We start from the raw sequence: 26,946 nt of genomic DNA, 5'->3' as shown, positions 1-26,946 counted from the left end.
CATAAGGGGACGATGATGACAAATCTGCCTGCGCGCACTTACTACGCCCATTCCGGCTTACCCGGTGATTATGCCACTTGGCAAACGTTGCAAAGTCATGCAATGAATGTTGGTGACATGGCGGCTGCATTTGCTGCCTTTTTCGGTGCGCAAGAGATTGCCCGATATACAGGACAGCTACATGATGTAGGAAAATATACGCCTGAATTTAATGATCGTTTACACGGTGGAAAGAGGGTGGATCACGCTACTGCGGGAGCCAAAATTGCGGTAGAACGGTTTGGTGACCAAGCAGGCAAGCTGATGGCGTTCTGCGTTGCTGGGCACCATGCCGGGTTGGCTAATGGTGATGGCGAAGGCGATAACCGCCGTACTTTAAAACAGCGCTTAGCACTGCCGTTTGACGGGAAAGCATTGCATCAACTTGATCCTGTTTGGCAGCAGGAAATCATACTGCCCCAAAAGCTTTCTGCCCCACCCTTGAAGGCCGATGCCCATCACAAATGGTTTTCCTATGCCTTCTTCACCCGCATGCTGTATTCCTGCTTGGTGGATGCCGATTTTCTCGATACCGAAGCTTTTTATGCTTCCGTTGAAAACAAAGCTATACAACGCAGCGGCTATCCCGATTTAAACACCTTGCAGCAGTGTTTCAACACCTTTATTGAATCTTTCAGACGGCCTGACGATCAGGTTCCGGCAGCCGAAGCCGAACAACGCCGCACCGCGCTTAACCGCATGCGCTGCGATATTCTTGACCATGCCGTCGCCCAAGCTGGCGAGGCGCCCGGTCTGTTTACCCTTACCGTGCCTACTGGCGGTGGCAAAACCTTCACCTCGATGGCGTTTGCGTTAGAACACGCCAAGCGCCACGGCATGCGGCGCGTAATTTACGTCATCCCCTTTACCAGCATCATCGAGCAAAATGCCGCCGAGTTCCGTAAAGCCTTCGGCGATTTGGGCGAAGCCGCCGTATTGGAACACCACAGTACCTTCGACGATGGCAAGCTCAAAGACCAGCATAGCAAAGACAAATTGCGCCAAGCCTCCGAAAACTGGGATATGCCTGTGGTGGTAACTACAGCCGTGCAGTTTTTCGAATCACTGTTTGCCGACCGGCCATCACGCTGTCGCAAGCTGCACAATATCGCCGGCAGCGTGATTATTCTTGACGAAGCGCAAATGTTGCCGCTCAACCTGTTGCTGCCCGTAATGCAGGCCATCAAAGAGCTGGCGCGAAATTACCGTTGCAGCGTAGTGATGTGCACCGCTACCCAGCCTGCCATGCAGGCCAAACACGGCTTTTACCGTGGATTTGAAAACGTGCGCGAAATTGCCCCGAATCCGCCCGCACTCTTCGAACAGTTGCGCCGAACCACCGTGCAACATATCGGCACACAAACCGATGCCGACCTGTTGGAAAAGCTCAGGCAACACCGGCAAATGCTCATCATTGTCAATAACCGCCGCCATGCCCGCAGCCTGTATGACAGCGCCAAACCGCTTGACGGCGTGTTCCACCTGACCACCCTGATGTGCGCGAAACACCGCACCCAAATGTTGGAAATCATTAGAGGCCGTCTGAAAAAGGGTGAGCCCTGCCGCGTGGTTGCCACATCCTTGATCGAAGCGGGCGTTGACGTTGATTTCCCACTGGTGATGCGCGCCGAAGCCGGGCTGGATTCTGTCGCCCAAGCCGCCGGACGCTGCAACCGCGAAGGCAAAAGACTGGCTGAAGAGAGCTTTGTCTGGATATTCCAGCCCGAGGCACAATGGAAAGCCCCCGCCGAACTCGGACTGCTCTCCGGCGTGATGCGTGCCGTAGTGCGGCAGCATGCCGATGATTTACTGTCGGTGGAAGCTATCACTGATTACTTTAGCGAAGTTTACCAACTCAAAAGCGCCGAGCTAGACCGGCACCGAATCCTCGCCATGCATCACAACGCAGGAAGCTGTCTTGATTTCCCCTTCCAAACCATCGCGGCAAAGTTCCGCATGATCGAAACCTATATGCAGCCGCTGATTATCCCGTTCGACGATGAGGCCGAACGCCTGATCGACAGTCTGCGCTATGCCGACCAAATCGGCGGTTTGTTACGCAAGCTCCAGCCGTATACCGTGCAAATCCCCGAAAGTGCATTAGATGATTTGCTGAAAGCGGGGCGGGTAGAAGTCATCAATGAACATACTTTTGGTAAACAGTTCTACAGCCTGATCGGGTTGGATTTGTATGATGAAGTGGCGGGGTTTAGTTGGGAGGATGTGGGGGGGATGGGTAGTATTATGAATTGAATTAGTTATTCAAAAACTTTATAAATAGAGTAAATATTAGAATTATTCGTTTAGCTTAAACCAAACTTAAAGGAAAAAATTATGGACATTTCTCCAGATAAACAAAATATAGATAAAGTTTTAGTAATACTCAATATTACATTGACTTTTACCAACGTGAATATAAATGGATGCAAGAACCTGTAAAACGGTTGTTAGATGATATTTTTTACAAATTTAACGAGGTATATCAGCAAAATAGTAGCTTACCTCCTGATGAACAGGTTATTGATAGTAAATATCCATGGTATTACTTAAATACTTATGTAACTAATACCATAGACGGAAAGGTTTATGTTGTAGATGGGCAGCAACGATTAACAACTTTAACTTTAATTTTATTGAACTTATACCATAAGGCTATTGCTAATAGAAGTGATCTATCTGATTGGGTAAAAAGTAAAATATTTGGCCAATCAGGTTATAAAAAAACTTTTTGGATGAGGCACGAGGCTCATTTAGCAACATTAGAGGCACTGTTTCAAGAACAGATTGATGAAGCTCCAGTGAATAGTGGCTTAACTGCTGAAAATATGGTGAAAAATTATAAGGTTATTAAATATTGGTTAGAACAGAATATAAAAGGAGAAAACCAATTAGAAACGTTTATATTTTACTTTTTACGTCGTTTAGTATTAATTAATTTGTCCGTAGAGCAGACAGATGTCCCTATGGTATTTGAGGTTATTAATGATCGTGGCGTTCGTTTAAAACCTTACGAAATTCTAAAAGGTAAACTGCTTGGTCAGATTGATAAAATTATATTGGATAAAAACCAATATAATCAGCTTTGGGAGGATAAAACGCGTGCAATTAATCAATTATCTAATGATGAAACTGATCGTTTCTTCCGCTTTTATTTAAAAGCTCGTTTTAGTCAAAGCCGTAGCGATGCCAAACGTTATGATGGTGATTATCATCGATTAATGTTTTCAACAGAGTTCCAGCAGAATTTGAAACTAGACCATAATCCGCAAGGTGTTATGTGTTTTTTGGAGAAAGATTTTACTTATTATTCTGATTTATATGTGAAATTATCAACTCACCTCAAAAAAGACGATGTAGGTGGATTTGCGTTTAACCGTTTAAATGATATTGACGGTGTACTTTTGTTAGGTCTATCGGTTTGCAAGATTAATGATGAGAAAGAAGATAAAAAAATTAAGAAGATTGCATTAGAAACTGACAGATTATTTTCTTTAATGCAGCTTCAGAGTGTTTACGAAAGTAACAACTTCCAAGAAGCATTGCATCGAATTGCAGTCAGTATTCGCAATGCGGATAACGATGAAATTATCCGTTCTGCATTTGATAAAGAATTAAAAGATGTATTAAAAGACAAAACAACATCGGATGAACCAATGAACTACTCTTTGTTTAAGTCAACAGGAGATAATTTAAATACTCGTTTTAAACGTTATTTCTTCGCTCGAGTAGAAGGCTTTCTTGCAGAACAATTTGGTGTCGAAATGAGACATACTTATGAAGATCTAGTTACAAAAACAGGGGCGAAGAATGGTTTTCATATCGAACATATACTATCCAGAAATGAAGAAAGTCAAAGATATTTTGAAGATGAAGATACGTTCCTTGTGGAACGGAATAGATTAGGTGGAGTTTTGCTATTAAAAGGAAAAGACAATATTTCCAGTAGTAATGAAATCTATCAACAAAAATTAAAAACTTATTCTGGTACGTTGCTTTGGAATGAGACATTAAGAGAAGATTTTTACAAATCCAATCTTGATGTTGGGCATTTTAAGAAAGAATATAAATTAGACGAATTAAAGGCAATTAATGAGTTTGATGCAAAAGCATTGGAAGAACGCCATGTACTGTTATTTAAAATTGCCAAAATGATTTGGGCTTAAAAATATCTTGTAATATACAAAAGTGTAGTCAATTCCCCGACAATTTTACAAATTTTCAGGAAAATCTGACCGCTTGTATGCCGTCTGAAAACCAAAAATCAGCAGAAAAATTAAAAAACGGAGAATCTATGCCAAACAAAATCCGCCTACACATTTGGGGCGATTACGCCTGCTTTACCCGTCCGGAAATGAAGGTGGAACGGGTGTCTTATGATGTCATCACACCTTCTGCCGCGAGGGGGATTTTGGCGGCGGTGCATTGGAAGCCGGCGATCCGCTGGGTGATTGACCGCATTTATGTGTTAAAGCCGATCCGTTTTGAATCGGTGCGTCGCAATGAGTTGGGCGGCAAGATTTCGGAGAGTAAGGTCAGTGGGGCGATGCGGCGCAAGAGCGTGGAGGGGTTGTACACGTTGATTGACGACGACCGCCAGCAGCGTGCGGCAACGGTGTTGAAAGATGTGGGCTATGTGATTGAAGCCCATGCGGTACTCACGGCCAAAGCAGGCGCGGACGATACGATCACCAAGCATATTGAAATGTTTAAGCGGCGGGCATCAAAAGGGCAGTGTTTTCAGCAGCCGTGCATGGGCGTGCGTGAGTTTCCGGCACATTTTGCTTGGGTGGACAATGACGGTGTTTTCCCCGAAACCAGCCTGTCTGAAAGTGATGCCAACCGCGATTTGGGTTGGATGCTGCACGATATTGATTTTGACCACGGCAATCTGCCGAAATTTTTCCGCGCGGAAATGAAAAACGGGGTAATCGAAGTGCCGCCGTTTTACGCCGAGGAGGTGAAAGCATGATTTTGGCCTCACTGGCGCGTTATTACCGCCGCTTGGCAACGCAAAACGATGATGTTGGCAATCCAAAAGTACCGCCTTACGGCTTTAGCGAGGAAAAAATCGGCTGGATTTTGGTGTTGGATAAAGAAGGCCGTCTACAAGATGCGGTGCCGAATTTCACGGCGGATAAAAAACAGCAGCCGAAACTGATGAGCGTACCGCAATCTTTCAAGCGCCCCGGAACAACGCCTAAACCATTTTTCCTATGGGACAAAACGGCTTATGCCTTGGGTGTGGAAGCCAATAAAGACAAGGTGCAGGCGAAAGCCGAACCTGTGGTGCCGTCTGAAAAAACCTTTGAAGCCTTCCGGCAATATCATTTGGATGTGTTGCAACACGAACAAGATGAAGGTTTGCAGGCAGTCCGCCGCTTTTTGCAACACTGGCAGCCCGCGCAATTTGTCGATTATCCATGTCTGTCTGCAACTTTGGATGCCAATGTGGTGTTTGCTTTGGATAAACCTTCCGCCTTGATTCACAAGCGTGAAGCGGCGCAAACGCTATGGGCGGGCCGTCTGAAAAGCGACGAAGCCGAGCAGGGTTTATGCCTGATCAGCGGCGAAGAAGCGCCGATTGCGCGGCTGCATCCGGCGATTAAGGGCGTGTTCGGCGGGCAGAGTTCGGGCGGTTCGATTATTTCGTTCAATAAAGAATCCTTTGCTTCGTTTGGCAAAGAGCAGGGGGCGAATGCGCCAGTGTCGGAAGTATCCGCCTTTGCCTATACCACCGCACTGAACTATCTGCTGCGCCGCGAAAACGGCCATTGCCTCACCATCGGCGATGCCAGCACGGTGTTTTGGGCAGAAGCCGCCGACAGCGAAACCGCCGCCGCGGCCGAAGATTTCTTTGCCGACATCATGACCCCGCCCGATGACGAGCAGCAAAGCCAAAAAGTATTCGATATTTTAGAGCAAATCGCCAAAGGCCGCCCTTCGCAGGAAATCGCGCCCGATCTGTCGCCCGATACCCGCTTTTATATTTTGGGGTTGGCGCCGAATGCGGCGCGTATTTCCATCCGCTTTTGGTTGGATACCACGTTCGGGCAATTGGCAGTGAACCTAGCGCGGCATTGGCAGGATTTGGCGATGGAACCGCAACCATGGAAAACCGCCCCGTCGGTGTGGCGTTTGCTGCTTCAGACGGCCGTGTTGGGCAAAAGCGAAAATATTTCCCCCGTTTTGGCAGGCGAGATGATGCGTGCTGTAATCGGCGGCACGCTGTATCCGATGAGTCTGCTGGCGCAGTTGATTGCCCGTATCCGCGCCGACGGTGATGCCAACGGTTTGCGTGTTGCCATGATTAAAGCCGTGTTGCAACGGCGTTTCAGAAAAGGTTTTATTCACGAGGAGGTTCCCATGAGTTTGAACACCGAAAGCCGAAATCAGGCTTATTTGCTCGGGCGGCTGTTTGCCGTGCTTGAGCGGATCCAGTATCAGGCGTTGGGTGAATTGAATGCGGGCATTGCCGACCGCTATTACGGCTCCGCATCCGCCGTGCCGTTTTCCGTTTTTCCGCGTCTGTTGTCGGGCGCCAAACACCACTTATCGCGCCTACGTAAAGACAAAGCCGGTATGGCGGTCAATCTCGACAAAGATTTGGGCGAGATTATCGCCATGTTGCCTGAAACTTTCCCGCGCCATTTGAGTATCGACGAACAAGGTCGTTTTGCCATCGGCTATTACCAGCAAAAGCAAAGCTACTTCGCCAAAAAAGACCCCGCAGTTACCCAAACACATGAAGGAGAATAAACATGTTCATCCAAAACCGCTATGAATTCGTTTACTTTTTTGATGTAACCAACGGCAACCCCAACGGCGACCCCGACGCCGGCAATATGCCGCGCTTAGATCCCGAATCCAGCAAGGGCTTGGTTACCGACGTGTGCCTGAAGCGCAAAATCCGCAATTTTGTCGAACTCGCTAATGAAAACCAGCCGGGATATGAAATCTATGTGAAAGACAAAGGCGTGTTGAATCTGCAAAACAAACGCGCCTATGAAGCCTTGGGTATCGAATCCGAAGCCAAAAAATTACCCAAAGACGAAGCCAAAGCCCGCGACATCACCGCATGGATGTGCAAAAATTTCTTCGATATCCGCACCTTCGGCGCCGTGATGACCACTGAAGTCAACAGCGGCCAAGTACGCGGCCCCGTGCAACTGGCGTTTGCCCAATCAATTGACCCAATTATTCCGCTGGAAGTGTCCATCACCCGTATGGCGGTAACCAACGAAAAAGACCTTGAAAAAGAGCGCACCATGGGGCGTAAATACATTGTTCCCTATGCTCTTTACCGTGTTCACGGCTTTATCTCTGCCAATCTTGCCGCCAAAACCGGCTTTTCCGATGATGATTTAACCAAACTCTGGCAAGCCCTGCAACTGATGTTCGAGCACGACCGCTCCGCCGCCCGCGGCGAAATGGCGGCGCGTAAACTCATTGTATTCAAACACGATACCGCACTGGGCAGCTTGCCCGCACACAAACTGTTTGATGCCGTCAAAGTTGAGCGCGTCAACGGTGAAAGCGGCACGCCGGCATCGGGTTTTGCCGACTATCAAATCCGCATCGATTCAGACGGACTGAGCGGCGTGAGCGTGGAAGAATGGCTGTAATGCCCGATTTGCAAAATTTTGTAGTAAACCGACCGCTTACAGGTGCAGGGGAATGGATGTTCCCCACCGTTTCCCTCTCCGCCCTGCAACACTACGCTTTCTGCCCGCGACAATGCGCGTTAATTCACAACGAGCAGGTGTGGGCAGAAAACTATCTCACTGCCCAAGGTCAGGCTTTGCATGAGCGGGTAGATAGTGGTGAACCGGAAACCCGCAAAGGCGTTCGTTTTGAACGCAGCGTGCATGTAGCAGCAGAAAACTTAGGTATTAGCGGCATTATCGATATGGTCGAGCACGACCTACATACAGGTTGCCTGAAACCTGTCGAATACAAACGCGGCAAGCCCAAACCTGAACCCATGGACGAAATCCAGCTTTGCGCCCAAGCGCTGTGTTTGGAAGATATGACTGGGCAAACCGTCGCCGAGGGCGCGCTGTGGTATATGCAAACCCGCCATCGTGTGCCGGTGGTGTTTTCAGACGGCCTTAGAGCGCAAACGCTGGCCGTTATCGCCCAAGTGCGTGAACTCTTGGTAAGCGGGCAAACCCCTCCGCCGGTGTACGGCAAACACTGCAAAGCCTGTTCGTTGGTGGATGTTTGCCAGCCGAAGTTGTTGGAGCGGGATAGGTCAGTGGAGTATGTGGCTGGATTGTTTGGGGAGTGAGGGAGTTTTCCTTTGATGTTTTTTTTCAAAATCAAAAAGGCTATAATTAATTACAGTTTATCCTTTGCGAACAGATTATAGTTTATATGAAGCCAATTTTAAAATACCGTGGTGGAAAATCAAAAGAATTATCCGAAATTTTGCCATTTATTCCTAATTTTACAGGTAGATATATTGAGCCTTTTTTGGGAGGTGGAGCAATGTTCTTTGAACTGGAAAAAGAAGGTTCTATCATTAATGATATTAATGAAAATCTAATTTCTTTTTATAAAAATCTTCAGTTATATCCTCGGCAAGTACGAAAAGAATTAGAGGAACTACAGCATGTTTATGAGAATAATAGAGCTAAGTTTGATAGTTTAAAGAAAATAACACCTGAATTAAGAGTAAATGATGACAATGAAGCTCTCTATTATAGAATAAGAGAAATGTTCAATGGAGATTTATTATTGGAATATAATCCAGCAACTATTTATTATTTTATTAATAAAACATCTTATTCGGGAATGATACGCTACAATGCGCAAGGGAAATTCAATGTGCCTTATGGAAGGTATAAAAATTTTAATACCCGATTAATCACGGACAATCATATCGAGCTATTAAAAAATACAGAAATTTATAATTTAGATTATTATGAAATTTTCAATAAGGCTAATTCTAATGATTTTATATTTTTAGATCCACCATATGACTGTGTTTTTAATGATTATGGAAATATAGAAATGAATGATGGATTTTCGGAAAAAATGCATCGGAAATTGGCAGAAGATTTTAAAAATTTGCATACTCCTGCATTAATGGTTATTGGTAAGACATCATTAACAGAGAAGTTATATGCCTCGCATATCATTCACGAATACGAAAAATCTTATGCTGTAAATATAAGAAATCGATTTAAATCAGAATCTAAACATATTTTAGTGAGAAATTGGAATGGCTTCGCTATCTAAAAGTAAACATCTTTTTGGTTTTACCTCACCGAGGACATTGGAAAAAATTATCCCAGAATTAATCTTATTAAGCAAAAAATTTAGCGGAAAAAAATGGAATACTCAAACGCAGATCGAATTCTTCGATGCTTTGTTTTCATCTGATTTTTATGAAGGGGAGAAGAAACCGTCTGATCCTGCTTTAGCTGCTAGAGATAGGATTACTCGTGCACCTAAAGCATTAGGTTTCATTCAGTTAGAGCCAAGTATTCATTTGACTAAAGCTGGTGAGCAGCTTATATCGAAAAAAAGGTTGGATGAAGTTTTCACTAAACAGTTATTAAAATTCCAATTGCCATCACCTTATCATACTCAATCTAATATTATTGAATTTAATGTTAAACCTTATTTAGAGTTATTGCGTCTTATTGATGAACTAGGTTCTATCTCTAAGTTGGAAATAGCCTTATTTTTCTTGCAACTAACAAGCTTTAATAAATTTGATATTGTTAAAAATAAAATTATTTCTTTCAGAGAGCGTAGGAAAACTAAAGAGACAAGTTGGCGATCTTTTGTTTCGGAAACATTTTCTATGGAAATAAAAGAAGTTTTTCATCATGAGATTATCAATAATCAATTCTATACACGAGAAAGTAGTGATTCTACTTTTGAAAAGTTCATAAAGACAAAAGAAAGTAATATGCGAGATTATGCAGATGCTTTTTTTAGATATATTCGAGCTACCGAATTGGTCACAATTGATTCTAAGACAATGAGGATTAAAATTTCTCCATCTAAGATAAATGATGTGAAATTTATTTTGGAAAATGTTGATAGAAATTCAATTCATTTTGATAGCGTGGAATTATTCCAAAATTATTTATTTGATCCTGATTCATTGTATTTGCTTTCAGATAATAAAGAGCAATTGATCAATAAGATAAAAAACTTATCGGTTAAGCAGACAAATTTGGAAGACAAAGATACAAACGAATTAAAGGAAATGTTATCTTTATTACAAATTGAACAAAAAAATCATCTTGTAAAAGATAATATTATTAAATTAAAGAAACATGAATCGGATGATTTAATCGATATTTATCAGATGTTCGATAAAATTACTGCCAAAGAAGTTCCGGATGCACCTTTATTTCTAGAGTGGAATGTTTGGCGTGCTTTTGCAGCTTTAAATCATACTAAAGAAATTCATGGGAATTTTATTTTTGACTTAGATGGTATGCCGCTTAATACGGCCCCGGGAAACAAACCGGATATTGAAATTAATTATGGAGATTTTTCATGCATTGTTGAAGTAACGATGTCTCGTGGCGAGACACAGTTTAATATGGAAGGTTCATCCGTTGCTAGACATTATGGTGATTTAGTTAAAAAATTACAGCATAATAAAGCATATTGTTTTTTTATTGCACCCAAAATATCAGATTCTACAAAAGCATTCTTTTTCAATTTAAATAGAATGAACACGAAGCGATACGGTGGTAAAACTAAAATTATTCCAATGAATTTAAATGATTTCATCAAATTTATTCAGGTTGGAATTATGAAAAATTTTTCAAGAGTTTCTATTTTAGAGAATTGGTTGAATCAACAATGGTTATACAATCAAGAAGCAGAAGATGAGGATATTTGGTTTAAGCATCTTCAAGCCAGTATTTTACAATGGATTTAGAATATATAAATACTATTTGAAAGCCAAATCACATTTTTCAGGCAGCATCCAAAGTGCGGTTGGTTCAAAGGAGAATTTCAACCATGCGTAAGCTGCAAAACACGCTGTATATCACCACGCAGGGTAGTTATCTGCATAAGGAGCGGGAAACGCTGGTGGTGGAGCAGGAGCGCAAAAAGGTGGCGCAGTTGCCGGTGCATTCCATCGGGCATATTTTCTGTTTCGGTAATGTGCTGGTGTCCCCGTTTTTGATGGGGTTTTGCGGTGAAAATAATGTCAATATGGCGTTTTTTACCGAAAACGGACGTTTTTTGGGGCGGTTGCAGGGGCGGCAGAGTGGTAATGTGTTGCTGCGGAGGGCGCAATATCGGCTGTCGGAGTGCAATCCGGTGCCGATTGCACGGCACATTATTGCGGTGAAAATCCAAGCCAGTAAACGGGTGTTGCAGCGGCGCTTGCGCAATCATGGTGAACAGACTGAGGTGCAAGCAGCAGTGTCGGCGCTGAATTTTAGTTTGCAGCAGTTGAAACGGGCGGAAAGTTTGGAACTAATCCGCGGGATAGAGGGCGATGCGGCGGCGCGTTATTTCGGCGTGTTCGGGCATTTGCTTAAGGAGAAGAGTGGTTTTGCCTTCGATGGACGCAACCGTCGCCCACCGCGTGACGGGGTGAATGCGCTACTGTCGTTTGTGTACAGTATTTTGGGCAAGGATATCAGCGGCGCGCTGCAAGGTGTGGGGTTGGATCCGCAAGTGGGCTTTCTGCACGCCGATCGCCCGGGTCGAGACAGTTTGGCGCAGGATATTTTGGAGGAGTTTCGCGCATGGTGGGCAGATAGATTGGTTTTAAGCCTGATTAACCGCGGACAGATTAAGCCGCAGGATTTTGTGACCGAAGCCGGTGGTGCGGTGAATATCAAACCCGAAGCCCGCAAGCTGCTGTTTCAAACTTTGCAGGCGAAAAAGCAAGAAAAGATTGTGCATCCGTTTTTGCAGGAAGAAGTGGCAATCGGCTTACTACCGCATATTCAGTCCATGTTGCTAGCGCGGCATTTGCGCGGTGATTTGGCTCAATATCCGCCGTTTTTAATGCGGTGAACGTTCATATAATGTAGGGGGAGACAACGTGTTGTGTTAATGCTGATTACTTATGATGTATCGCTCGCTGACGCGGATGGCGCCGCCCGCTTGCGGCGAATTGCCAAACATTGTTTGGATTATGGTGTGCGGGTGCAATATTCGGTATTTGAATGCGATATTACACCCGACCAATGGGTGAAATTGAAAGCCAAGCTTCTCTCTACTTATAACCCCGATACCGACAGTTTGCGGTTTTATCATTTGGGCAGTAAATGGCGTCGAAAAGTCGAACATCATGGTGCAAAGGCTGCAGTGGATATTTTCCAAGATACTTTGATTATTTAAATCGCTAACTATTAGTTCTCATAAAAAAGCCGTTAGGTTAGCGATTTTAAAGAGTTCTTTAACAATCAAAAGATTATTTTCATTTTGTGTTAGAATTTCTTCGGGCGGATCACCGCCTAGGCCTTTATGGATGATGATTAGCGAAGTAAGATTTGTTGAGCCTTAGTAGTTCAGCTTTTCCAGACAGGCTTCAGCCACCTTCGGGTGGCTGTGTGTTGAAACATGTGTGTCGTCTTCGTGATTATCGCCCGCCTTAGTCAGCCACCTTCGGGTGGCTGTGTGTTGAAACATCGGGATAAACTATCGTTATTAGCACAAGTGCTAATCAGCCACCTTCGGGTGGCTGTGTGTTGAAACCGCTTTCAGGGCAACTACGTCGCCCAAGCCTGCAATCAGCCACCTTCGGGTGGCTGTGTGTTGAAACTTCTTGGGTGTATGCCCCTGTTCTGTACTCATTCTCAGGGCTGTGTACCTTGCTCAGAACTGTAAACATTCAGGCCGTCTGAAAATATTTTCAGACGGCCTTTTTTGTTATTTAAATCAGTATATGGCAATTACTATTGCTTTTAGCTATATCAATTACGGATGTCGATAAATGCACTCGAATGAAGTTGTTGTAGCAGATCAGTTGTTGCACGTTGGGCTTTTTGGTCGGAAAGGTATTGGCGTACGGCATTGCGGCGGCGTTCTTCGGGAGTACCTGCGTCACGCACATCTTCCAGTTTGATAACGTGCCAGCCGAATTGGCTGCGTACCGGTTGGCTTACTTGGCCGCGGCGCAGGCGTTGTACGGCGTGCTCAAACTCGGGAACCATCACGCCGTCGGTAAACCAGCCTAAATCGCCGCCGTTAGGCGCACTGCCGTCTTGCGAGTGGGCGCGTGCCAGTGCGGAAAAGTCGCTGCCGCTGCGGGCTTGTGCGGCAATTTTGCGGATCTCTGCTTCGGCGGCGGCATTGGCGGCCTGATTAGTGCCGTCAGCTTTAATCAGAATATGGCGGGCGTGGTATTGGCGTACCGGTTCGCCTTCGGGTAGCGTGATGTTTTGTTCGCGGGCATGGTTGAGAAAGGCATCGATTTCGGCTTCGCTTACCCGTGCGTTCTGCATAATGGCTTGCTGCTGCACTTTTTGGGTAATCAGGCTGTCTGCCACGTTGCGGCGCAGGGCGCTACGGCTGAGGCCGTCGCGTGCGGCCTGGGTATAGAGTTGGTCGACGGTGGTTTTGCGTGCTTGGGCGGTTTGGGCCAGCGCTTCGTCGATTTCAGTTTCTGTTGCGTTGATATTGCGGCGTTTACCTGCTTGTACGATTAAGGATTGGTTAATTAGCTGCCCTAATACTTGGCGGCGGAGCTCTTCTTCGGTGATGCTGTTGCCTTTGGGCATGGCTGTGCGGGCGGTGGCTAGGGCTTGGTTGAGGTCTCGGTAGGTGATGACGCTGTTGTCGACTACGGCGGCGATGCCGTCAACCATTTTGATATCGGCTGCATGAACGGTGCCGAGGGATAGGCCGAGTGCGGCGGCGATAATCAGGGATTTGAATTTCATTTTGTGTTTACCTCGTTGGTTTTGCTGTATCCGGGAATCGCCAGACGCAGTTGTTCGAAGGGATTATTGCCGATATTGCTTAAATCTTTTAATTGAAGGTTGAAGAATACGGCATTTTTGCTGCTGTTGAGGCCGGTTACATAGTGTTGTGCTACGACACTGGCACTCCAGCAGCCGCAATTACTTTTGTACTCCAAGCCGATCAGTTGTTCCAAAGGCTTGTTGACTTTTAAGGCGTAATTGAAGCGGGCAACGGCATATAGGTTTGAACGTAGCGGCCATTGTGCGGCTAAGTCGACTTGTTGCAGTTTGTCGTAGAAATATTGGCCGTCGTCTTGCAGATAGATTTTTTCGTTGCGGCCGTATTTGTAGCGGGCGCTTAATACTTTGCCTGGTTCGGGATTGTAGCGGATGCCTGCAGCAAAGTTGTCGACTTTGTCTTGGTTTTGGTTATAGTGGATATCGGTATCCAGACGTATGCTGTCGGTTAGGTTGCCGTGGGCGAAGGCTACCCAGTCTGAGCGGTTGCGCCGGTAGTTGCTGATACTGCCGTCGAGCAATACGTTGTCATTGGTAATGTAGAATTTTTGACCGACACCCGCTCTGAAAAGCTCTGCTCCGTTTTGGGGATTTAAAATCCGGGTTTGTACGGCCGTGGAAATGCTATTGGCGGCGTTGATACGGTCGTTGCCGGAATAGAGGTTTTCACGGAAAAGTTGTTCGTAATTGAAGCTGTTTTCCGAGCTGTCGAAATTAGGCAGGTCGTTTTGGGCTTTGGTCGGAATGTAGTTGTAGAACACGCGCGGTTCGAGTGTTTGAAGGTAGTTGTTGCCAAAGAGGTTGGCCTTGCGTTCAAACGTCATGCCGGCATCAACATTCATGATTGGTAAAACACGGCTGGTGGTACGTCCGGTTTTGTTTTCGAAGCTGTCCAAATTGTAGTAGGTGGCGTGCAGCCCGACTTTGGGGCGAATGTAGCCCCATTGGTTGTGGAAATCCCATTTTACGCCCGGATAGGCAACAATACGGCTGCCCGCTTGCTTGCTGTCGTGGTCGAAGCGGGTAAATTGTCCGAAAATATTAGCTTGGGCATGATCGAAATTGCGTTGCCAGCGGGTGGAAAGGCGCGGCATGATGGCATACGGTTCGTCTTTATAGCCGTTGGCATTGGCTAATGTTTGGTATTTTTGTACGGTGGCGTAGCTGCTGAGGTTGCCCCCCAAAACTTTAGTGTTGAGGTTTAACCAAGCTTGGCGGTTGAGATTGACGTTATTGGCGATATCGGCACGGCCGTAAAAATCACGGTAATAGTCGTCATCGGAAACTTGATTGTAGCTGATGCCGCCTGAAAGTGCGCTGCCAAACTGCTGTTGGTGGTTCCAGCGGACATGGTAGCGGTTGTTGTATTCGCTCCGTTTGTCGGCGGGCATCCATTTGCCTTCTGCCACGCCTGAGTAAGTAGGTTGCAGGTAGCGGAACTGGCCGCCCAGCTGCACGCCGCGGTTGGATATGATGCCGGGGGTAACCGTCGCATCATAATTCGGCGCGAGGTTGAGGTAATAGGGTGTTTCCAGCTCTACGCCGTCCGAACCGATTTTTAAGGTAGGTACGAGTAGGCCGCTTTTGCGGTTGCCATTGAGCGGGAAATCCGCCCAAGGCGTATAAAGTACGGGAACGCCGCCGAAAACCAAAGAAGCGTGTTTGGCAACCCCGATACCCGATGCGGTATCGGCTTCAATGCTGTTGGCGCGGATATACCAGCTTGCATCGCCGGGTTCGCAGGTGTTGAATTTGGTATTGGTTAATTTGTAACGACCGTTGCCTAATAATTCGGCACTCTCACTAACACTTTGCAGGCGTCGGCCTTCGTGTTCGCTTGACAGGCGGGCATGATCAGCTTTGCCTGTGCCTTCTGCCAAGTTGTATTCGATTTGCCGGCCACTCACTACCGAGCCGTTTTGTTGCAGTGTAAAAGTATCGCCGGCCCGAATGATTTCACGTTGCTGGTCGTACTCTACCCACGGGGCATTTAAGATTTGGTTGTTGCGCTCGATAATCACATCGCCTTGCGCCCGAACGGATACCTGCGTTTGACCTTGTACTTCATCGGCGGTGATACGGGTATAGTCGGCCGCCAGGGGCTCTGCACCACTGGTTTTGACCGCAGGTTCCGCAGCGGCGGCAGCTGTTGAGGCGGCTTTTTCGGGCGTACAGCTCAAGCAAGTGTTGCCCAGTGACAGTTCCTCTGTATTTTGGCCGTACGCAGTTGCAGAAAAGGCCACGCCTAAAGCCAGTACCAAAGGTTTTAATGAAAATAAACGAGCCAAAGTATCACCTTAAATCGGTTTTGCCAGTTAAAATAGCATTTATTTTAACCTGAAAACCATCATGCAACGACAAACCGAATTAAAAAAATGGCTGGAAAGCATTTTCCCGGCGCAACCGTTCGAATTAAGCTTTGCCGCCGCCGATGCCGACTTCCGCCGCTATTTCCGCGCTGTTTTTTCAGACGGCCGCAGCATTATCTGTATGGATGCTCCGCCCGATAAAATGAGCGTTGCCCCTTATTTAAAAGTACAAAAATTGTTCGACATGGTAAATGTGCCGCAAGTTCTGGCGGTGGATGAAGAGCAAGGCTTTATGGCGCTCAATGATTTGGGCAATACGACTTTTCTTGCCGCTATGCAACACGACAGCCGGGAAATCGCCCACAAGGCTTTGTTGTTGGAAGCGATCGAAGAATTGGTGGTTTTGCAAAAAGCCAGCCGGCCGGGTGTGTTGCCTGAATATGATCGGGAAGTCATGTTGCGTGAAATCAATCTCTTTCCCGAATGGTTTGTTGCCAAAGAGCTGGGTAAGCCGTTGAATTTCAAACAACGCCAATTATGGCAGCAGGTGGAGAATACCTTATTGCCGCCTTTGTTGGCCCAACCTCAGGTTTACGTACACCGCGACTATATCGTCCGTAATCTGATGCTGACCAACGGACGCCCCGGTGTGCTTGATTTCCAAGATGCGCTTTACGGCCCGATTACTTACGACCTCGTGTCTCTTTTACGGGATGCCTTCATTGAGTGGGAAGAAGAGTTTGTGCTGGATTTGGTTATCCGATATTGGGAAAAAGCCCGTGCTGCCGGCTTGCCGGTTCCTGCTGATTTTGACGAGTTTTACCGTTGGTTCGAATGGATGGGCGTGCAACGCCATCTGAAAGTAGCCGGTATTTTTGCCCGTTTGTATTACCGTGACGGCAAAGAAAAATACCGTCCTGAAATTCCGCGTTTCCTTAACTACCTGCGCCGCACTTCGCGCCGTTACAATGATTTGGCACCGCTGTATGCGTTGTTGGTTGAGTTGGTGGGGGATGACGAATTGGAAACGGGGTATACGTTTTAGTATTAAATGAAGGTTTAATCTGATTCCGAGCCCTTTTTTTGATTTCAAGGCCGTCTGAATTTTCAGACGGCCTTGAAACTTTATTTAAATAACTCAATAGCTTCTGATACGGAAGGCACGTTGTATCGATATACGAATCAGCGTACAATTCAGGCTATTTTTCGGAGCGCGGTGCTGAAAGGTATTTTTACCGCTATCCTCAACACATGCAGGTTAATGATATAAAAATGATGATTTACCCCAAACAATACGATGTAATCGTAGTCGGCGGCGGGCACGCCGGTACCGAAGCGGCACTTGCCGCCGCCCGTATGGGTGCGCAAACGCTGCTGCTCACACACAATATCGAAACTCTGGGTCAAATGTCGTGCAATCCGTCTATCGGCGGTATCGGTAAAGGACATTTGGTACGCGAATTGGATGCTTTGGGCGGAGCGATGGCGTTGGCTACCGATATGAGCGGTATTCAGTTTCGCCGTCTCAATGCCAGTAAAGGAGCTGCCGTGCGCGCCACCCGTGCGCAGGCCGACCGTATACTTTACAAGGCGGCTATCCGCCACATGCTTGAAAATCAAGAAAATCTCGAATTGTTCCAACAGCAGGTAGACGATATTACCCTCGAAGGCGACCGTATCAGCGGTGTTGTTACCGCTATGGGTGTCGAATTCAAAGCCCGCGCCGTTGTGTTGACCGCGGGTACTTTCTTAGCCGGGAAAATCCACATCGGTTTGGAAAACTATGCCGGAGGGCGTGCGGGTGACCCTGCCGCGGTAGGTTTGTCGGGCCGTCTGAAAGAATTGAAGCTGCCGCAAAGCCGTTTGAAAACCGGTACGCCGCCGCGTATCGACGGGCGTACCATTGATTTTTCCCAACTGACCGAGCAGCCCGGCGATACGCCCGTACCTGTTTTTTCCGTTCGCGGCAATGCCGCCATGCACCCGCAGCAAGTATCCTGCTGGATTACCCACACCAACGCGCAGACACACGATATCATCCGTTCCGGCTTCGACCGCAGCCCTATGTTCACCGGCAAAATCGAAGGGGTCGGCCCGCGTTATTGCCCTTCTATCGAAGATAAAATCAACCGGTTCGCAGATAAGGAAAGCCACCAGATTTTCCTTGAGCCGGAGGGATTGAGCACCCACGAATATTATCCCAACGGTATTTCGACCAGTTTGCCTTTCGATATCCAGCTTGCGCTGGTGCGCTCCATGAAAGGCTTGGAAAACGCCCATATCCTACGCCCCGGTTATGCCATCGAGTACGACTATTTCGATCCGCGCAACCTTAAGGCCAGCTTGGAAACCAAAACCATTGAGGGACTTTTCTTCGCCGGACAAATCAACGGTACTACGGGTTACGAAGAAGCTGCCGCACAGGGGTTGCTGGCCGGAGCCAATGCCGTGCAGTTTGTGCGCGGGCAGGAGCCGCTGATTTTGCGCCGCGAACAAGCTTACCTTGGCGTATTGGTGGACGATCTGATTACCAAAGGTGTAAACGAACCTTACCGTATGTTTACCAGCCGTGCAGAGTATCGTTTGCAGTTGCGCGAAGACAATGCCGATATGCGCCTAACCGAAGACGGTTATAAAATCGGTCTGGTTACTCCCACCCAATGGCAGGCTTTCGAACAAAAACGAGAGCAAATCGAGCGTGAAATCCAGCGTTTGAAAACCAGTTGGTATACACCGGCCAAACTGCCCGAAAGCGAGCAGCAGCGTGTGTTCGGCCAAAAGCTGTCGCGCGAGGCTAATTTGCACGATTTATTGCGTCGTCCGAACATCAGCTATACCGAATTGATGACTTTGCAAGGGGCCGCTCCCGAGCAAGAGTTGCCGGCAGAGGTTGCCGAGCAGGTGGAAATCCAAGTGAAATATCAAGGTTATATTGATCGTCAAAATGAAGAAATCGATAGCAGAAAAGACCTTGAAACCCTCAAGCTGCCGGCCGATATCGATTATGGTAAAGTGCAGGGACTTTCCGCCGAAGTACAGCAAAAACTCAACCTTCACCGTCCTGAAACCATCGGGCAGGCGGGGCGTATTTCCGGTATTACGCCGGCGGCCATCGCTTTGTTGATGGTGCATTTGAAGCGCGGTTTTAAAGATGCCAAATAAAAAAATCGGCAGATAAATATTATCATTGCCGTATTCAAAATAAGGCCGTCTGAATATTATTTTCAGACGGCCTTTACATTTAACCTGAAGACGATATAGGTAGGTTTTAACGGTTTAAACAGGCAAGCTCGTTTTCAAGCTGTTGTTCGTATGTTTCGCGGCGACGCACCAAAACAGCTTCTTGGCCGTTTACCAGTACTTCGGCGGCACGGTTGCGCGAGTTGTAGTTGCTGGCCATGCTTGAGGCATAAGCACCTGCACTACGAATGGCCAAAACATCACCGGGATTGCAGGCAAGCGTGCGCTCTTTCGCAATAAAGTCGCCCGTTTCGCAAATGGGGCCGACCACATCGGCAACGATCGGGGCGGTATTATCTGATGCAACGACTTCGATATGGTGATAGGCATTGTAGAGTGCGGGACGCATCAAATCGTTCATTGCCGCATCGACAATAATGAAATTTTTCTCTTCGCCGTGCTTGATAAATTCTACGCGGGTAAGCAGCGTACCGGCATTTCCGACCAAGCTGCGGCCGGGTTCCAATACCAGCTTTTGCGGCCTGCCTGCCCATAATTTGGCAACTGCATCGGCATATGCGTTCAGGTCGGGTGTTTTTTCATCAAGATAGGTAATACCGACACCGCCGCCCAAATCGATATGTTCCAGCTCGATGCCTTCTGCCGCCAATTTATCTACCAGCAGCATAATGCGCTCGCAGGCTTCTACCAAAGGGCTTAAATCCGTCAGCTGGGAACCGATGTGGCAGTCGATTCCGACAATTTTCAGGTGGCTTAACGAAGCGGCATGGCGGTAGGCTGCCAGGGCGTCGGCATAGGCAATGCCGAATTTGTTCGCTTTCAGGCCGGTAGAAATATAGGGATGGGTTTTTGCATCTACATCGGGGTTGATACGCAGGGAGATCGGAGCGGTTTTACCCAAGCGGGACGCCACCGTATTGATGCGGTCAAGTTCGGGCAGCGATTCCACGTTAAAGCATAAAATACCTTCGTTCAGGGCAAACTCGATTTCGGCTTCGCTTTTGCCTACCCCTGAAAAAATAGTTTTCCCGGCACTACCGCCGGCAGCCAGCACTCTTGCTAGTTCACCACCGGAAACAATATCAAAACCGCTGCCCATTGCTGCCAAATGTTTCAGAATACTCAGATTGCCGTTAGCCTTTACCGCATAGCACACCAGTGGTTTTAATTTTGAAAATGCGCTGGCGTAGCTTTGATAAGCGGTATCCAAGGCTGCTTGGCTGTAAACATAGAGTGGGGTGCCGAAGGTGTCGGCCAATTCGGCAAGAGAGCGTTGTTCGCAGGAAAGTACTTCAGACATTATGGTTTATTCCGGTTGGGTGGTGGGCTCTTTAGCTTGAAACTGAAGGCCGGTTTGTACGACGCCAAAACGTGCTTTATCGTCTTCTTTAGGCAGATACAAATCACCTTTGTAGCCACAGCCGCTCAACAGCAGCGCGGCAGCCAAGATTGGGGTAAGGGTTTTCATCATCTTTTCTTTCAGACGGCCGGGGTTTGCCCGGGCGCGCGTAATATGGCAAGATTGAGTATCTTAAACAAAAATGCAGCGATACACAAAGCCATGATGACCGAAAGTGAATTTTTACAGCATTCCGATGCGTTGTTTAACCACATTGAAGACGAAATCGATGCCGGCGGCTGGGCGTTCGACTGCCAATTGTCGGGTAATGTGCTGACGATAGAAGCCGAAGACGGTACCCAAATCATTATCAACCGCCACACGCCCAACCAAGAGTTATGGATTGCAGCCAAAAGCGGCGGCTATCATTTTTCAAACCAAAACGGCCAATGGCTGGCTATGCGAGACGGTAGCGAATTTTTTGCCGTATTGAATCAGGTTTTGAGTACGGCTTGCGGCGAGGCGGTAGAAATTGCCGCTATGTAGCTGCTGCCGTTTGCCGTTGTTTTCAGACGGCCTCGAAACGCTTTAATTTTGAAAACCAAAACCGCTGTTTCACTTAATCGGAAACAGCGGTTTTGGTTTTTAGTGTCAGAACAAATATTGATGGTACGGCAAAATCAGTCGCTCTGATGACAGCGGCGGTAATAATCGATCAGACCGTTAGTAGAACTGTCATGTTTGCCGCACGGCTCGCCTGACAATTCCGGCTCAATCGCTTTGGCTAAGACTTTGCCGTACTCCACGCCCCATTGGTCAAATGAGTTGATGCCCCATATAACGCCCTGCACAAAGACCTTATGTTCGTAAAGGGCAATCAGCATACCGAGGGTGTAAGGGTTCAAATCGTCAACCAGAATCATGTTGCTCGGGCGGTTGCCGGGAAACACTTTTTGCGGTGCCAACATTTCGCGTTCGGCAGCCGGTAATGAGGCCAATTCAAGCAGGGCTTCGTCTAAGGTTTTACCGCGCATCAGGGCTTCGGCTTGGGCAAAGGCATTGGCAACGGTAAAACGGTGCTGTCTGCCGATACGGTAAGGGCTGCTCATCGGAACGATAAAGTCGGCCGGTACCAAGCGCGTGCCTTGGTGCAATAGTTGGAAATAGGCATGTTGGCAGTTGACGCCTTCTTCGCCGAAAATCAGCGGGCCGGTATCGCAGTCTACGGGTTCGCCGTTAATTTTGCGGCTTTTGCCGTTGCTTTCCATATCCAGTTGTTGCAGGTAGGCGGGAAAGCGGCGCAAATTATGGCTATAAGGGACAACGGTATGTCCGCCGGCATGATAAAAATTGTTGTACCAAACACCCAGCATAGCCATTATTACAGGCATATTACGGCGGTAAGGGGTGTTGAAGAAGTGTTCGTCCATAGCATGTCCTCCGCTTAAGAAACTGCGGAATGCTTCGCTACCGATAGCGACCATCAAAGGCAAGCCGATGGCCGACCATACCGAATAACGCCCGCCTACCCAGTCGAACATGGCAAACACTTTGTCTGCCTCAATGCCGAATTGGTGTGCGGCGGCCACTTCGCTCGAAATGGCGACGAAATGGCGGGCGACATCTGCTTCGGAGTGTCCTTGGGTACGGAACCAGTCGCGTGCGGCATGAGCGTTCAATAGGGTTTCGGGTGTGCCGAATGATTTGCTGGCGATACAAAAAACAGTGGTTTCCGCATTCAGACGGCCTAAAACTTGGGCAATGTTGGCATCATCCGAATTGGAAACAAAATGTACCCGGATATTGCGGCAGTAGGGGTGCAGTGCCTGAACCGCAACTTGCGGCCCTAAATCGGAGCCGCCGATGCCGATGTGGACAAAATCTGTAATGCGCTTGCCGGTCGCGCCGGTAAAGCGGCCATCCAGTAAGCTGTCGGCGAATGCCAATGCCCGCTCTAGCTCGCGATGCAGCAGGGGGACGACGTTTTCTCCGTCCACATACACCGGTGCGGCGTCGGTGGGCAGCCGCAAAGCGGTATGTAATACGGCACGGTTTTCGCTAACATTAATTTTTTCGCCGCTACGCATGGTTCGGGTTTTTTCGGGCAGGCCGGCTTCTGCGGCTAAGCGGCACAATAAATCAATTGTTTCGCCGTCTATCCGGTTCTTGCTGAAATCCAGCATCATGCCCGGCAGTGCGATGTGCATGTCGGCAAAACGTTGCGGTTCGCTTTCAAATTGCTGGCGCATATGCATGGCGGCTGTCTGTTGCCATTTTTCCTGCAGTAATTGCCATGCCGAAGTGGCGGTAATATCCATTCAGTCGCTCCGAAATCCTTGAATAATTGTCCGGCTTTAAATTTAAAGTTGTTATGAAGATTGGGCCGGCCAAACTATTTTAGATTTATGTCATATGGGTTTAATTTTTTTGTGAACTTACTTGATAGGCCGTCTGAAATTTTTCAGACGGCCTTGCTTAAATACTTAGTCGGGCAGGCGGAGGAAATGTTCGCGGTAGTAACGCATTTCTTCGATACTCTCGAGAATATCGTCCAAAGCTTGATGTGCCCCGCGCTTCACTACGTTTTTGGCCAGCGCCGGATGCCAGCGGCGGGCGAGCTCTTTAAGGGTGGAAACGTCTAGATTGCGGTAATGGAAATAAGCCTCCAAGCGCGGCATATGGCGCACCATAAAACGGCGGTCTTGATGAATGGTATTGCCGCACATCGGGCTGGCTTTCTCAGGAATCCGCCGGGCCATGAAGTCCAGTAATTCTTGTTCTACTTGGGCTTCAGTGTAAGCGGACCGGCGGACACGTTCGGTTAGGCCGGTGCGGCCGTGGGTAGCGGTATTCCATTCGTCCATAGCGTTTAAAACGTCATCGCTTTGGTGGATAGCATACACTTCCGATTGTGCCAAAACATTTAAATCCTGATCGGTAATAATCATTGCCACTTCGATGATTTTGTCGCGATCAGGATCTAAGCCCGTCATTTCCATATCGAGCCAGCAAAGGTTGTTTGCATTTTGAGTCATGAAAATAGCCTGAGTCGTAAAAGTCATATTATATAGTGTGACATGACATTCCATACAGCATTAATGCCGGAGCAAAGTAAAAATGCTTTTCCGATTATGCTTTTAATAAAATATCCATACAAAATAAATAAAATTTAATTTTTTAAATTTAAAAAAAATGAAATAAAAATCCAATTTTAAAAAATAATATGAAATATACGCAATTAAATTTCTCGATCAATCAAAACGAGCTTGTCAATAGCCATAAAAGGGGTTAAGCTGAACCTCATTTGATACGATTTTAAAGAAAAATCCTATGAGCATTCCGCATAAAACCGATGATATAAAAATCAAAGAAGTAAAAGAATTGTTGCCGCCGATCGCCCATCTGTATGAATTGCCGATCAGCAATGAGGCTTCTGAACTGGTATACCGCACCCGTCAGGAAATCGCCCGTTTGGTACACGGTGGGGACAACCGTCTTTTGGTGATTATCGGCCCTTGTTCCATCCATGATCCCAAAGCTGCGCTTGAATATGCCGGTAGGCTGTTGCCCTTGCGCAAAAAATATGAAAAAGAATTACTGATTGTGATGCGTGTGTACTTTGAAAAACCGCGTACCACCGTAGGTTGGAAAGGGTTGATCAACGACCCTCATCTAGATGGCAGTTTCGACATCAATTTCGGCCTGCGCCAAGCACGCCAGCTGCTGCTGACACTTAACAATATGGGTATGCCGGCTTCTACCGAGTTTCTCGATATGATTACGCCGCAATATTATGCCGACTTGATTTCGTGGGGTGCTATCGGCGCGCGTACAACCGAAAGCCAGGTACACCGTGAATTAGCCAGCGGCCTGTCTTGTCCTGTCGGCTTTAAAAACGGCACCGACGGTAATTTGAAAATTGCCATTGACGCCATCGGCGCCGCATCCCATTCACATCATTTTCTGTCGGTAACCAAATCCGGCCATTCCGCTATTGTTCATACGGCCGGTAATCCCGACTGCCATGTTATTCTGCGAGGTGGTAAAGAACCGAATTACAGTAGCGAGCACGTTAAGGCTTCTGCCGAGCAGCTGTCCAAGGCAGGTGTGACGCCCAAACTGATGGTGGATTTCAGCCATGCCAACAGCCGTAAAGACTACAAACGTCAAATGGAAGTGGCCGAAGATGTAGCCGGGCAGTTGCGTAACGGTGAAGACAATATCATGGGCGTGATGGTCGAAAGCCATTTGGTAGAAGGGCGGCAAGATAAGCCTGAAACTTATGGACAGAGTATTACGGATGCTTGTATCGGTTGGGAGAGCACCGAAGCTTTGTTGGCGCTGCTGGCAGATGCCAACCGCCACCGTGTCGGCTAATGTGCCGCTGCTTTTCAAAAGCCGTCTGAAAAGTTCAGACGGCTTGTTTAAACGCATCAATCATATCTTCGGGACATCATTTGATGTGAAGAATGGTAAGCTGTTGCAGTTGATCGGATAACGGCGGTATCTTTTCCGTGTAATGAACCATAGTATTTGATGCTTGCTAATCGAAAGGCCGTCTGAAATATTTCAGACGGCCTTTTTGTTATTTTAGTATCCGAAAACAGATTATTCCGGGCGCATTTGCGGGAATAAAATCACATCACGGATACTCTGCGCATCGGTCAGCAGCATGACCAAACGGTCAAGACCGATACCCGAACCGCCGGTGGGGGGTAAGCCGTATTCCATTGCGCGGATATAGTCGGCATCGTAGTGCATGGCTTCGTCGTCGCCCGCATCTTTTTGCGCCACTTGCGCTTTGAAACGCGCGGCTTGGTCTTCGGGGTCGTTCAACTCCGAATAGCCGTTTGCCAACTCGCGTCCTACGACAAACAGCTCAAAGCGGTCGGTCAGGCCGGGTTTCGTATCGGATGCGCGTGCCAGCGGCGATACTTCTACCGGGTAGTCGACGATAAAGGTGGGATTCCACAATTTGCTTTCGGCGCAACCTTCAAACAAAGCCAATTGCAGGCTGCCGATGCCGGGAGAGGACGGCAGGCTTTCGCCGTGTTTGACAATTTCCTGTTTCAACCATGCTTCGTCAAACAATTGCTCGTCGGTATAGTGCGGGTTGTATTTTTTGATGGCTTCTAAAATCGTCAGGCGCTCGAACGGGCTTTCCAAATCCACTTCTTTACCGTTGTAGGTAATTTTGGCTGTGCCGCATACGGTTTTTGCGGCATTTCGGATTACGCCTTCGGTCATCTCCATCATGCGCTCATAGGTACAGAACGCTTCGTAGAATTCCATCATGGTGAATTCGGGGTTGTGGCGCGTACTCATGCCTTCGTTGCGGAAGCTGCGGTTGATTTCGAACACACGTTCCAAACCGCCGACTACCAACCGTTTCAAATACAGCTCGGGTGCGATGCGCAAATACAGCGGCATATCCAGCGTGTTGTGATGGGTGACGAAAGGTTTGGCAGTCGCACCGCCCGGAATCGGGTGCATCATAGGCGTTTCCACTTCGAGGTAACGCTCGTTGACCATATAGTTACGCACGGCTTGGATGATCTGGCTGCGCTTGATAAAGGTATCGCGCGCATCCTGATTGGTAATCAAATCGACATAACGCTGGCGGTACTTCATCTCCTGATCGGCCAAACCTTTGTGTTTGTCCGGCAGCGGGCGCAGTGATTTTGATAGCAATTGCAGTTTGTTTACGCGTACGGTCAGTTCGCCGTGGTTGGTTTTGAACAACGTGCCTTCTGCGCCGAGAATATCACCCATATCCCAATGTTTAAAGGCTTCGTGTACTTCCTCGCCCACACCTTGGTTGTTGATATACAGCTGGATTTGACCGCTCACGTCTTGCAAGGTGGCAAAGCTGGCCTTGCCCATGGCACGTTTGAGCATCATACGGCCGGCTACTTTGACCGGAATTTCCTGAGGGTCAAGCTCGGCTTTTTCCAGCGCGCCGTATTGGTTGTGCAGGTCGCCGGCAAACGCATCACGTTTGAACTGGTTGGGGAAAGCAATGCCTTGGCGGCGGATTTCATTCAATTTTTCACGGCGCAACGCGATAATTTGATTTTCATCGAGTTGCGGTTCGGTTTGATGGTTGTTGTGTTCGCTCATGATCTCTTCCAAAAAGTTCAGG

At 47.6% G+C, this 26,946-nt stretch carries 23 protein-coding genes; 15 read left to right on the top strand and 8 right to left on the bottom strand.

Annotation, left to right across the window (positions count from 1 at the left end):
- Positions 1-12: 12 nt before the first annotated feature.
- The 10 genes from cas3 to cas2 all read left to right on the top strand — a co-directional run bounded on the left by cas3 (position 13) and on the right by cas2 (position 12,372).
- On the top strand, positions 13-2,292 hold the full coding sequence (gene cas3, locus LVJ86_RS10845) for a CRISPR-associated helicase Cas3' (protein ID WP_235284620.1): 2,280 nt from the start codon (positions 13-15) through the stop codon (positions 2,290-2,292).
- Positions 2,293-2,462: 170 nt separating this feature from the next.
- Positions 2,463-4,202 carry a DUF262 domain-containing protein gene (locus LVJ86_RS10840; RefSeq protein ID WP_200900176.1) on the top strand — a complete coding sequence of 580 codons (1,740 nt, stop codon included), beginning with the start codon at positions 2,463-2,465 and terminating at the stop codon, positions 4,200-4,202.
- 128 nt (positions 4,203-4,330) lie between these two features.
- Positions 4,331-5,008 (top strand): type I-C CRISPR-associated protein Cas5c, encoded by a 678-nt coding sequence (gene cas5c / locus LVJ86_RS10835; RefSeq protein ID WP_047761618.1) that lies wholly within the window; start codon positions 4,331-4,333, stop codon positions 5,006-5,008.
- A complete protein-coding gene (cas8c, locus tag LVJ86_RS10830) occupies positions 5,005-6,795 on the top strand; it encodes a type I-C CRISPR-associated protein Cas8c/Csd1 (RefSeq protein WP_047761588.1) in 1,791 nt (596 codons plus the stop codon). The genes cas5c and cas8c overlap by 4 nt, the downstream gene beginning before the upstream one ends.
- Before the next feature lie 2 nt (positions 6,796-6,797).
- Entirely contained in the window at positions 6,798-7,661 is an 864-nt protein-coding gene (gene cas7c, locus LVJ86_RS10825; RefSeq protein WP_047761589.1) for a type I-C CRISPR-associated protein Cas7/Csd2, read from the top strand.
- A 56-nt stretch (positions 7,662-7,717) separates the two neighbouring features.
- A complete protein-coding gene (cas4, locus tag LVJ86_RS10820; protein ID WP_047761619.1) occupies positions 7,718-8,326 on the top strand; it encodes a CRISPR-associated protein Cas4 in 609 nt (202 codons plus the stop codon).
- A gap of 86 nt (positions 8,327-8,412) precedes the next feature.
- Positions 8,413-9,279: a DNA adenine methylase gene (locus LVJ86_RS10815; protein WP_152667070.1), complete on the top strand. Its 867-nt coding sequence runs from the start codon at positions 8,413-8,415 to the stop codon at positions 9,277-9,279.
- A complete protein-coding gene (locus LVJ86_RS10810) occupies positions 9,263-10,948 on the top strand; it encodes an AlwI family type II restriction endonuclease (protein WP_047761590.1) in 1,686 nt (561 codons plus the stop codon). The genes LVJ86_RS10815 and LVJ86_RS10810 overlap by 17 nt, the downstream gene beginning before the upstream one ends.
- Positions 10,949-11,031: 83 nt before the next feature.
- A complete protein-coding gene (gene cas1c, locus LVJ86_RS10805) occupies positions 11,032-12,045 on the top strand; it encodes a type I-C CRISPR-associated endonuclease Cas1c (protein WP_047761591.1) in 1,014 nt (337 codons plus the stop codon).
- Positions 12,046-12,078: 33 nt separating this feature from the next.
- Entirely contained in the window at positions 12,079-12,372 is a 294-nt protein-coding gene (gene cas2 / locus LVJ86_RS10800) for a CRISPR-associated endonuclease Cas2 (protein WP_047761592.1), read from the top strand.
- Between the two features lie 321 nt (positions 12,373-12,693).
- On the opposite strand, the gene LVJ86_RS11095 is transcribed toward cas2, so the two are convergent.
- From LVJ86_RS11095 to LVJ86_RS10790, 3 genes are all read right to left on the bottom strand, one after another.
- Positions 12,694-12,828 (bottom strand): hypothetical protein, encoded by a 135-nt coding sequence (locus tag LVJ86_RS11095; protein WP_414629266.1) that lies wholly within the window; start codon positions 12,826-12,828, stop codon positions 12,694-12,696.
- A 119-nt stretch (positions 12,829-12,947) separates the two neighbouring features.
- Positions 12,948-13,916, bottom strand: a complete 969-nt coding sequence (locus LVJ86_RS10795; protein WP_047761593.1) for a peptidylprolyl isomerase — start codon at positions 13,914-13,916, stop codon at positions 12,948-12,950.
- On the bottom strand, positions 13,913-16,243 hold the full coding sequence (locus LVJ86_RS10790) for an LPS-assembly protein LptD (protein ID WP_047761594.1): 2,331 nt from the start codon (positions 16,241-16,243) through the stop codon (positions 13,913-13,915). Before LVJ86_RS10790 ends, LVJ86_RS10795 begins: the two co-directional genes overlap by 4 nt.
- A 61-nt stretch (positions 16,244-16,304) precedes the next feature.
- Here LVJ86_RS10790 and amgK point away from each other — a divergent pair, with 61 nt between their 5' ends.
- Both amgK and mnmG read left to right on the top strand, forming a co-directional pair.
- The gene (amgK, locus tag LVJ86_RS10785) at positions 16,305-17,309 is read left to right on the top strand and encodes an N-acetylmuramate/N-acetylglucosamine kinase AmgK (RefSeq protein ID WP_047761595.1); all 1,005 of its coding nucleotides are present in this window, start codon (positions 16,305-16,307) and stop codon (positions 17,307-17,309) included.
- Positions 17,310-17,539: 230 nt separating this feature from the next.
- Complete coding sequence (gene mnmG / locus LVJ86_RS10780) at positions 17,540-19,426, top strand: tRNA uridine-5-carboxymethylaminomethyl(34) synthesis enzyme MnmG (RefSeq protein ID WP_047761621.1); 1,887 nt, start codon at positions 17,540-17,542, stop codon at positions 19,424-19,426.
- A gap of 106 nt (positions 19,427-19,532) precedes the next feature.
- On the opposite strand, the gene lysA is transcribed toward mnmG, so the two are convergent.
- Positions 19,533-20,765: a diaminopimelate decarboxylase gene (gene lysA / locus LVJ86_RS10775; RefSeq protein WP_047761596.1), complete on the bottom strand. Its 1,233-nt coding sequence runs from the start codon at positions 20,763-20,765 to the stop codon at positions 19,533-19,535.
- Positions 20,766-20,771: 6 nt separating this feature from the next.
- Positions 20,772-20,933 (bottom strand): LPS translocon maturation chaperone LptM, encoded by a 162-nt coding sequence (gene lptM / locus LVJ86_RS10770; RefSeq protein WP_152667071.1) that lies wholly within the window; start codon positions 20,931-20,933, stop codon positions 20,772-20,774.
- A 93-nt stretch (positions 20,934-21,026) separates the two neighbouring features.
- Between lptM and cyaY the strand changes: the two genes are divergently transcribed.
- On the top strand, positions 21,027-21,350 hold the full coding sequence (gene cyaY / locus LVJ86_RS10765; RefSeq protein ID WP_047761622.1) for an iron donor protein CyaY: 324 nt from the start codon (positions 21,027-21,029) through the stop codon (positions 21,348-21,350).
- 134 nt (positions 21,351-21,484) lie between these two features.
- Here the strand turns inward: cyaY and pgi are convergent, their stop codons facing one another.
- Together pgi and orn are read right to left on the bottom strand one after the other, a co-directional pair.
- Positions 21,485-23,122 (bottom strand): glucose-6-phosphate isomerase, encoded by a 1,638-nt coding sequence (gene pgi / locus LVJ86_RS10760; protein WP_047761597.1) that lies wholly within the window; start codon positions 23,120-23,122, stop codon positions 21,485-21,487.
- A gap of 165 nt (positions 23,123-23,287) precedes the next feature.
- On the bottom strand, positions 23,288-23,839 hold the full coding sequence (gene orn, locus LVJ86_RS10755; RefSeq protein ID WP_047761598.1) for an oligoribonuclease: 552 nt from the start codon (positions 23,837-23,839) through the stop codon (positions 23,288-23,290).
- Between the two features lie 295 nt (positions 23,840-24,134).
- Between orn and aroG the strand changes: the two genes are divergently transcribed.
- On the top strand, positions 24,135-25,181 hold the full coding sequence (gene aroG, locus LVJ86_RS10750; RefSeq protein ID WP_047761599.1) for a 3-deoxy-7-phosphoheptulonate synthase AroG: 1,047 nt from the start codon (positions 24,135-24,137) through the stop codon (positions 25,179-25,181).
- Positions 25,156-25,302, top strand: a complete 147-nt coding sequence (locus LVJ86_RS10745) for a hypothetical protein (RefSeq protein WP_161796062.1) — start codon at positions 25,156-25,158, stop codon at positions 25,300-25,302. The genes aroG and LVJ86_RS10745 overlap by 26 nt, the downstream gene beginning before the upstream one ends.
- 110 nt (positions 25,303-25,412) lie before the next feature.
- Here LVJ86_RS10745 and lysS read toward each other — a convergent pair whose 3' ends face one another.
- On the bottom strand, positions 25,413-26,924 hold the full coding sequence (gene lysS, locus LVJ86_RS10740) for a lysine--tRNA ligase (protein ID WP_047761600.1): 1,512 nt from the start codon (positions 26,922-26,924) through the stop codon (positions 25,413-25,415).
- Positions 26,925-26,946 lie beyond the last annotated feature (22 nt).

The sequence above is a fragment of the Neisseria arctica genome, from assembly GCF_022870905.1.
Classification (GTDB): Bacteria; Pseudomonadota; Gammaproteobacteria; order Burkholderiales; family Neisseriaceae; genus Neisseria; species Neisseria arctica.
The sequence above is the reverse complement of the archived record's forward strand: the minus strand, read 5'-3'. Positions and strand labels throughout refer to the sequence as shown.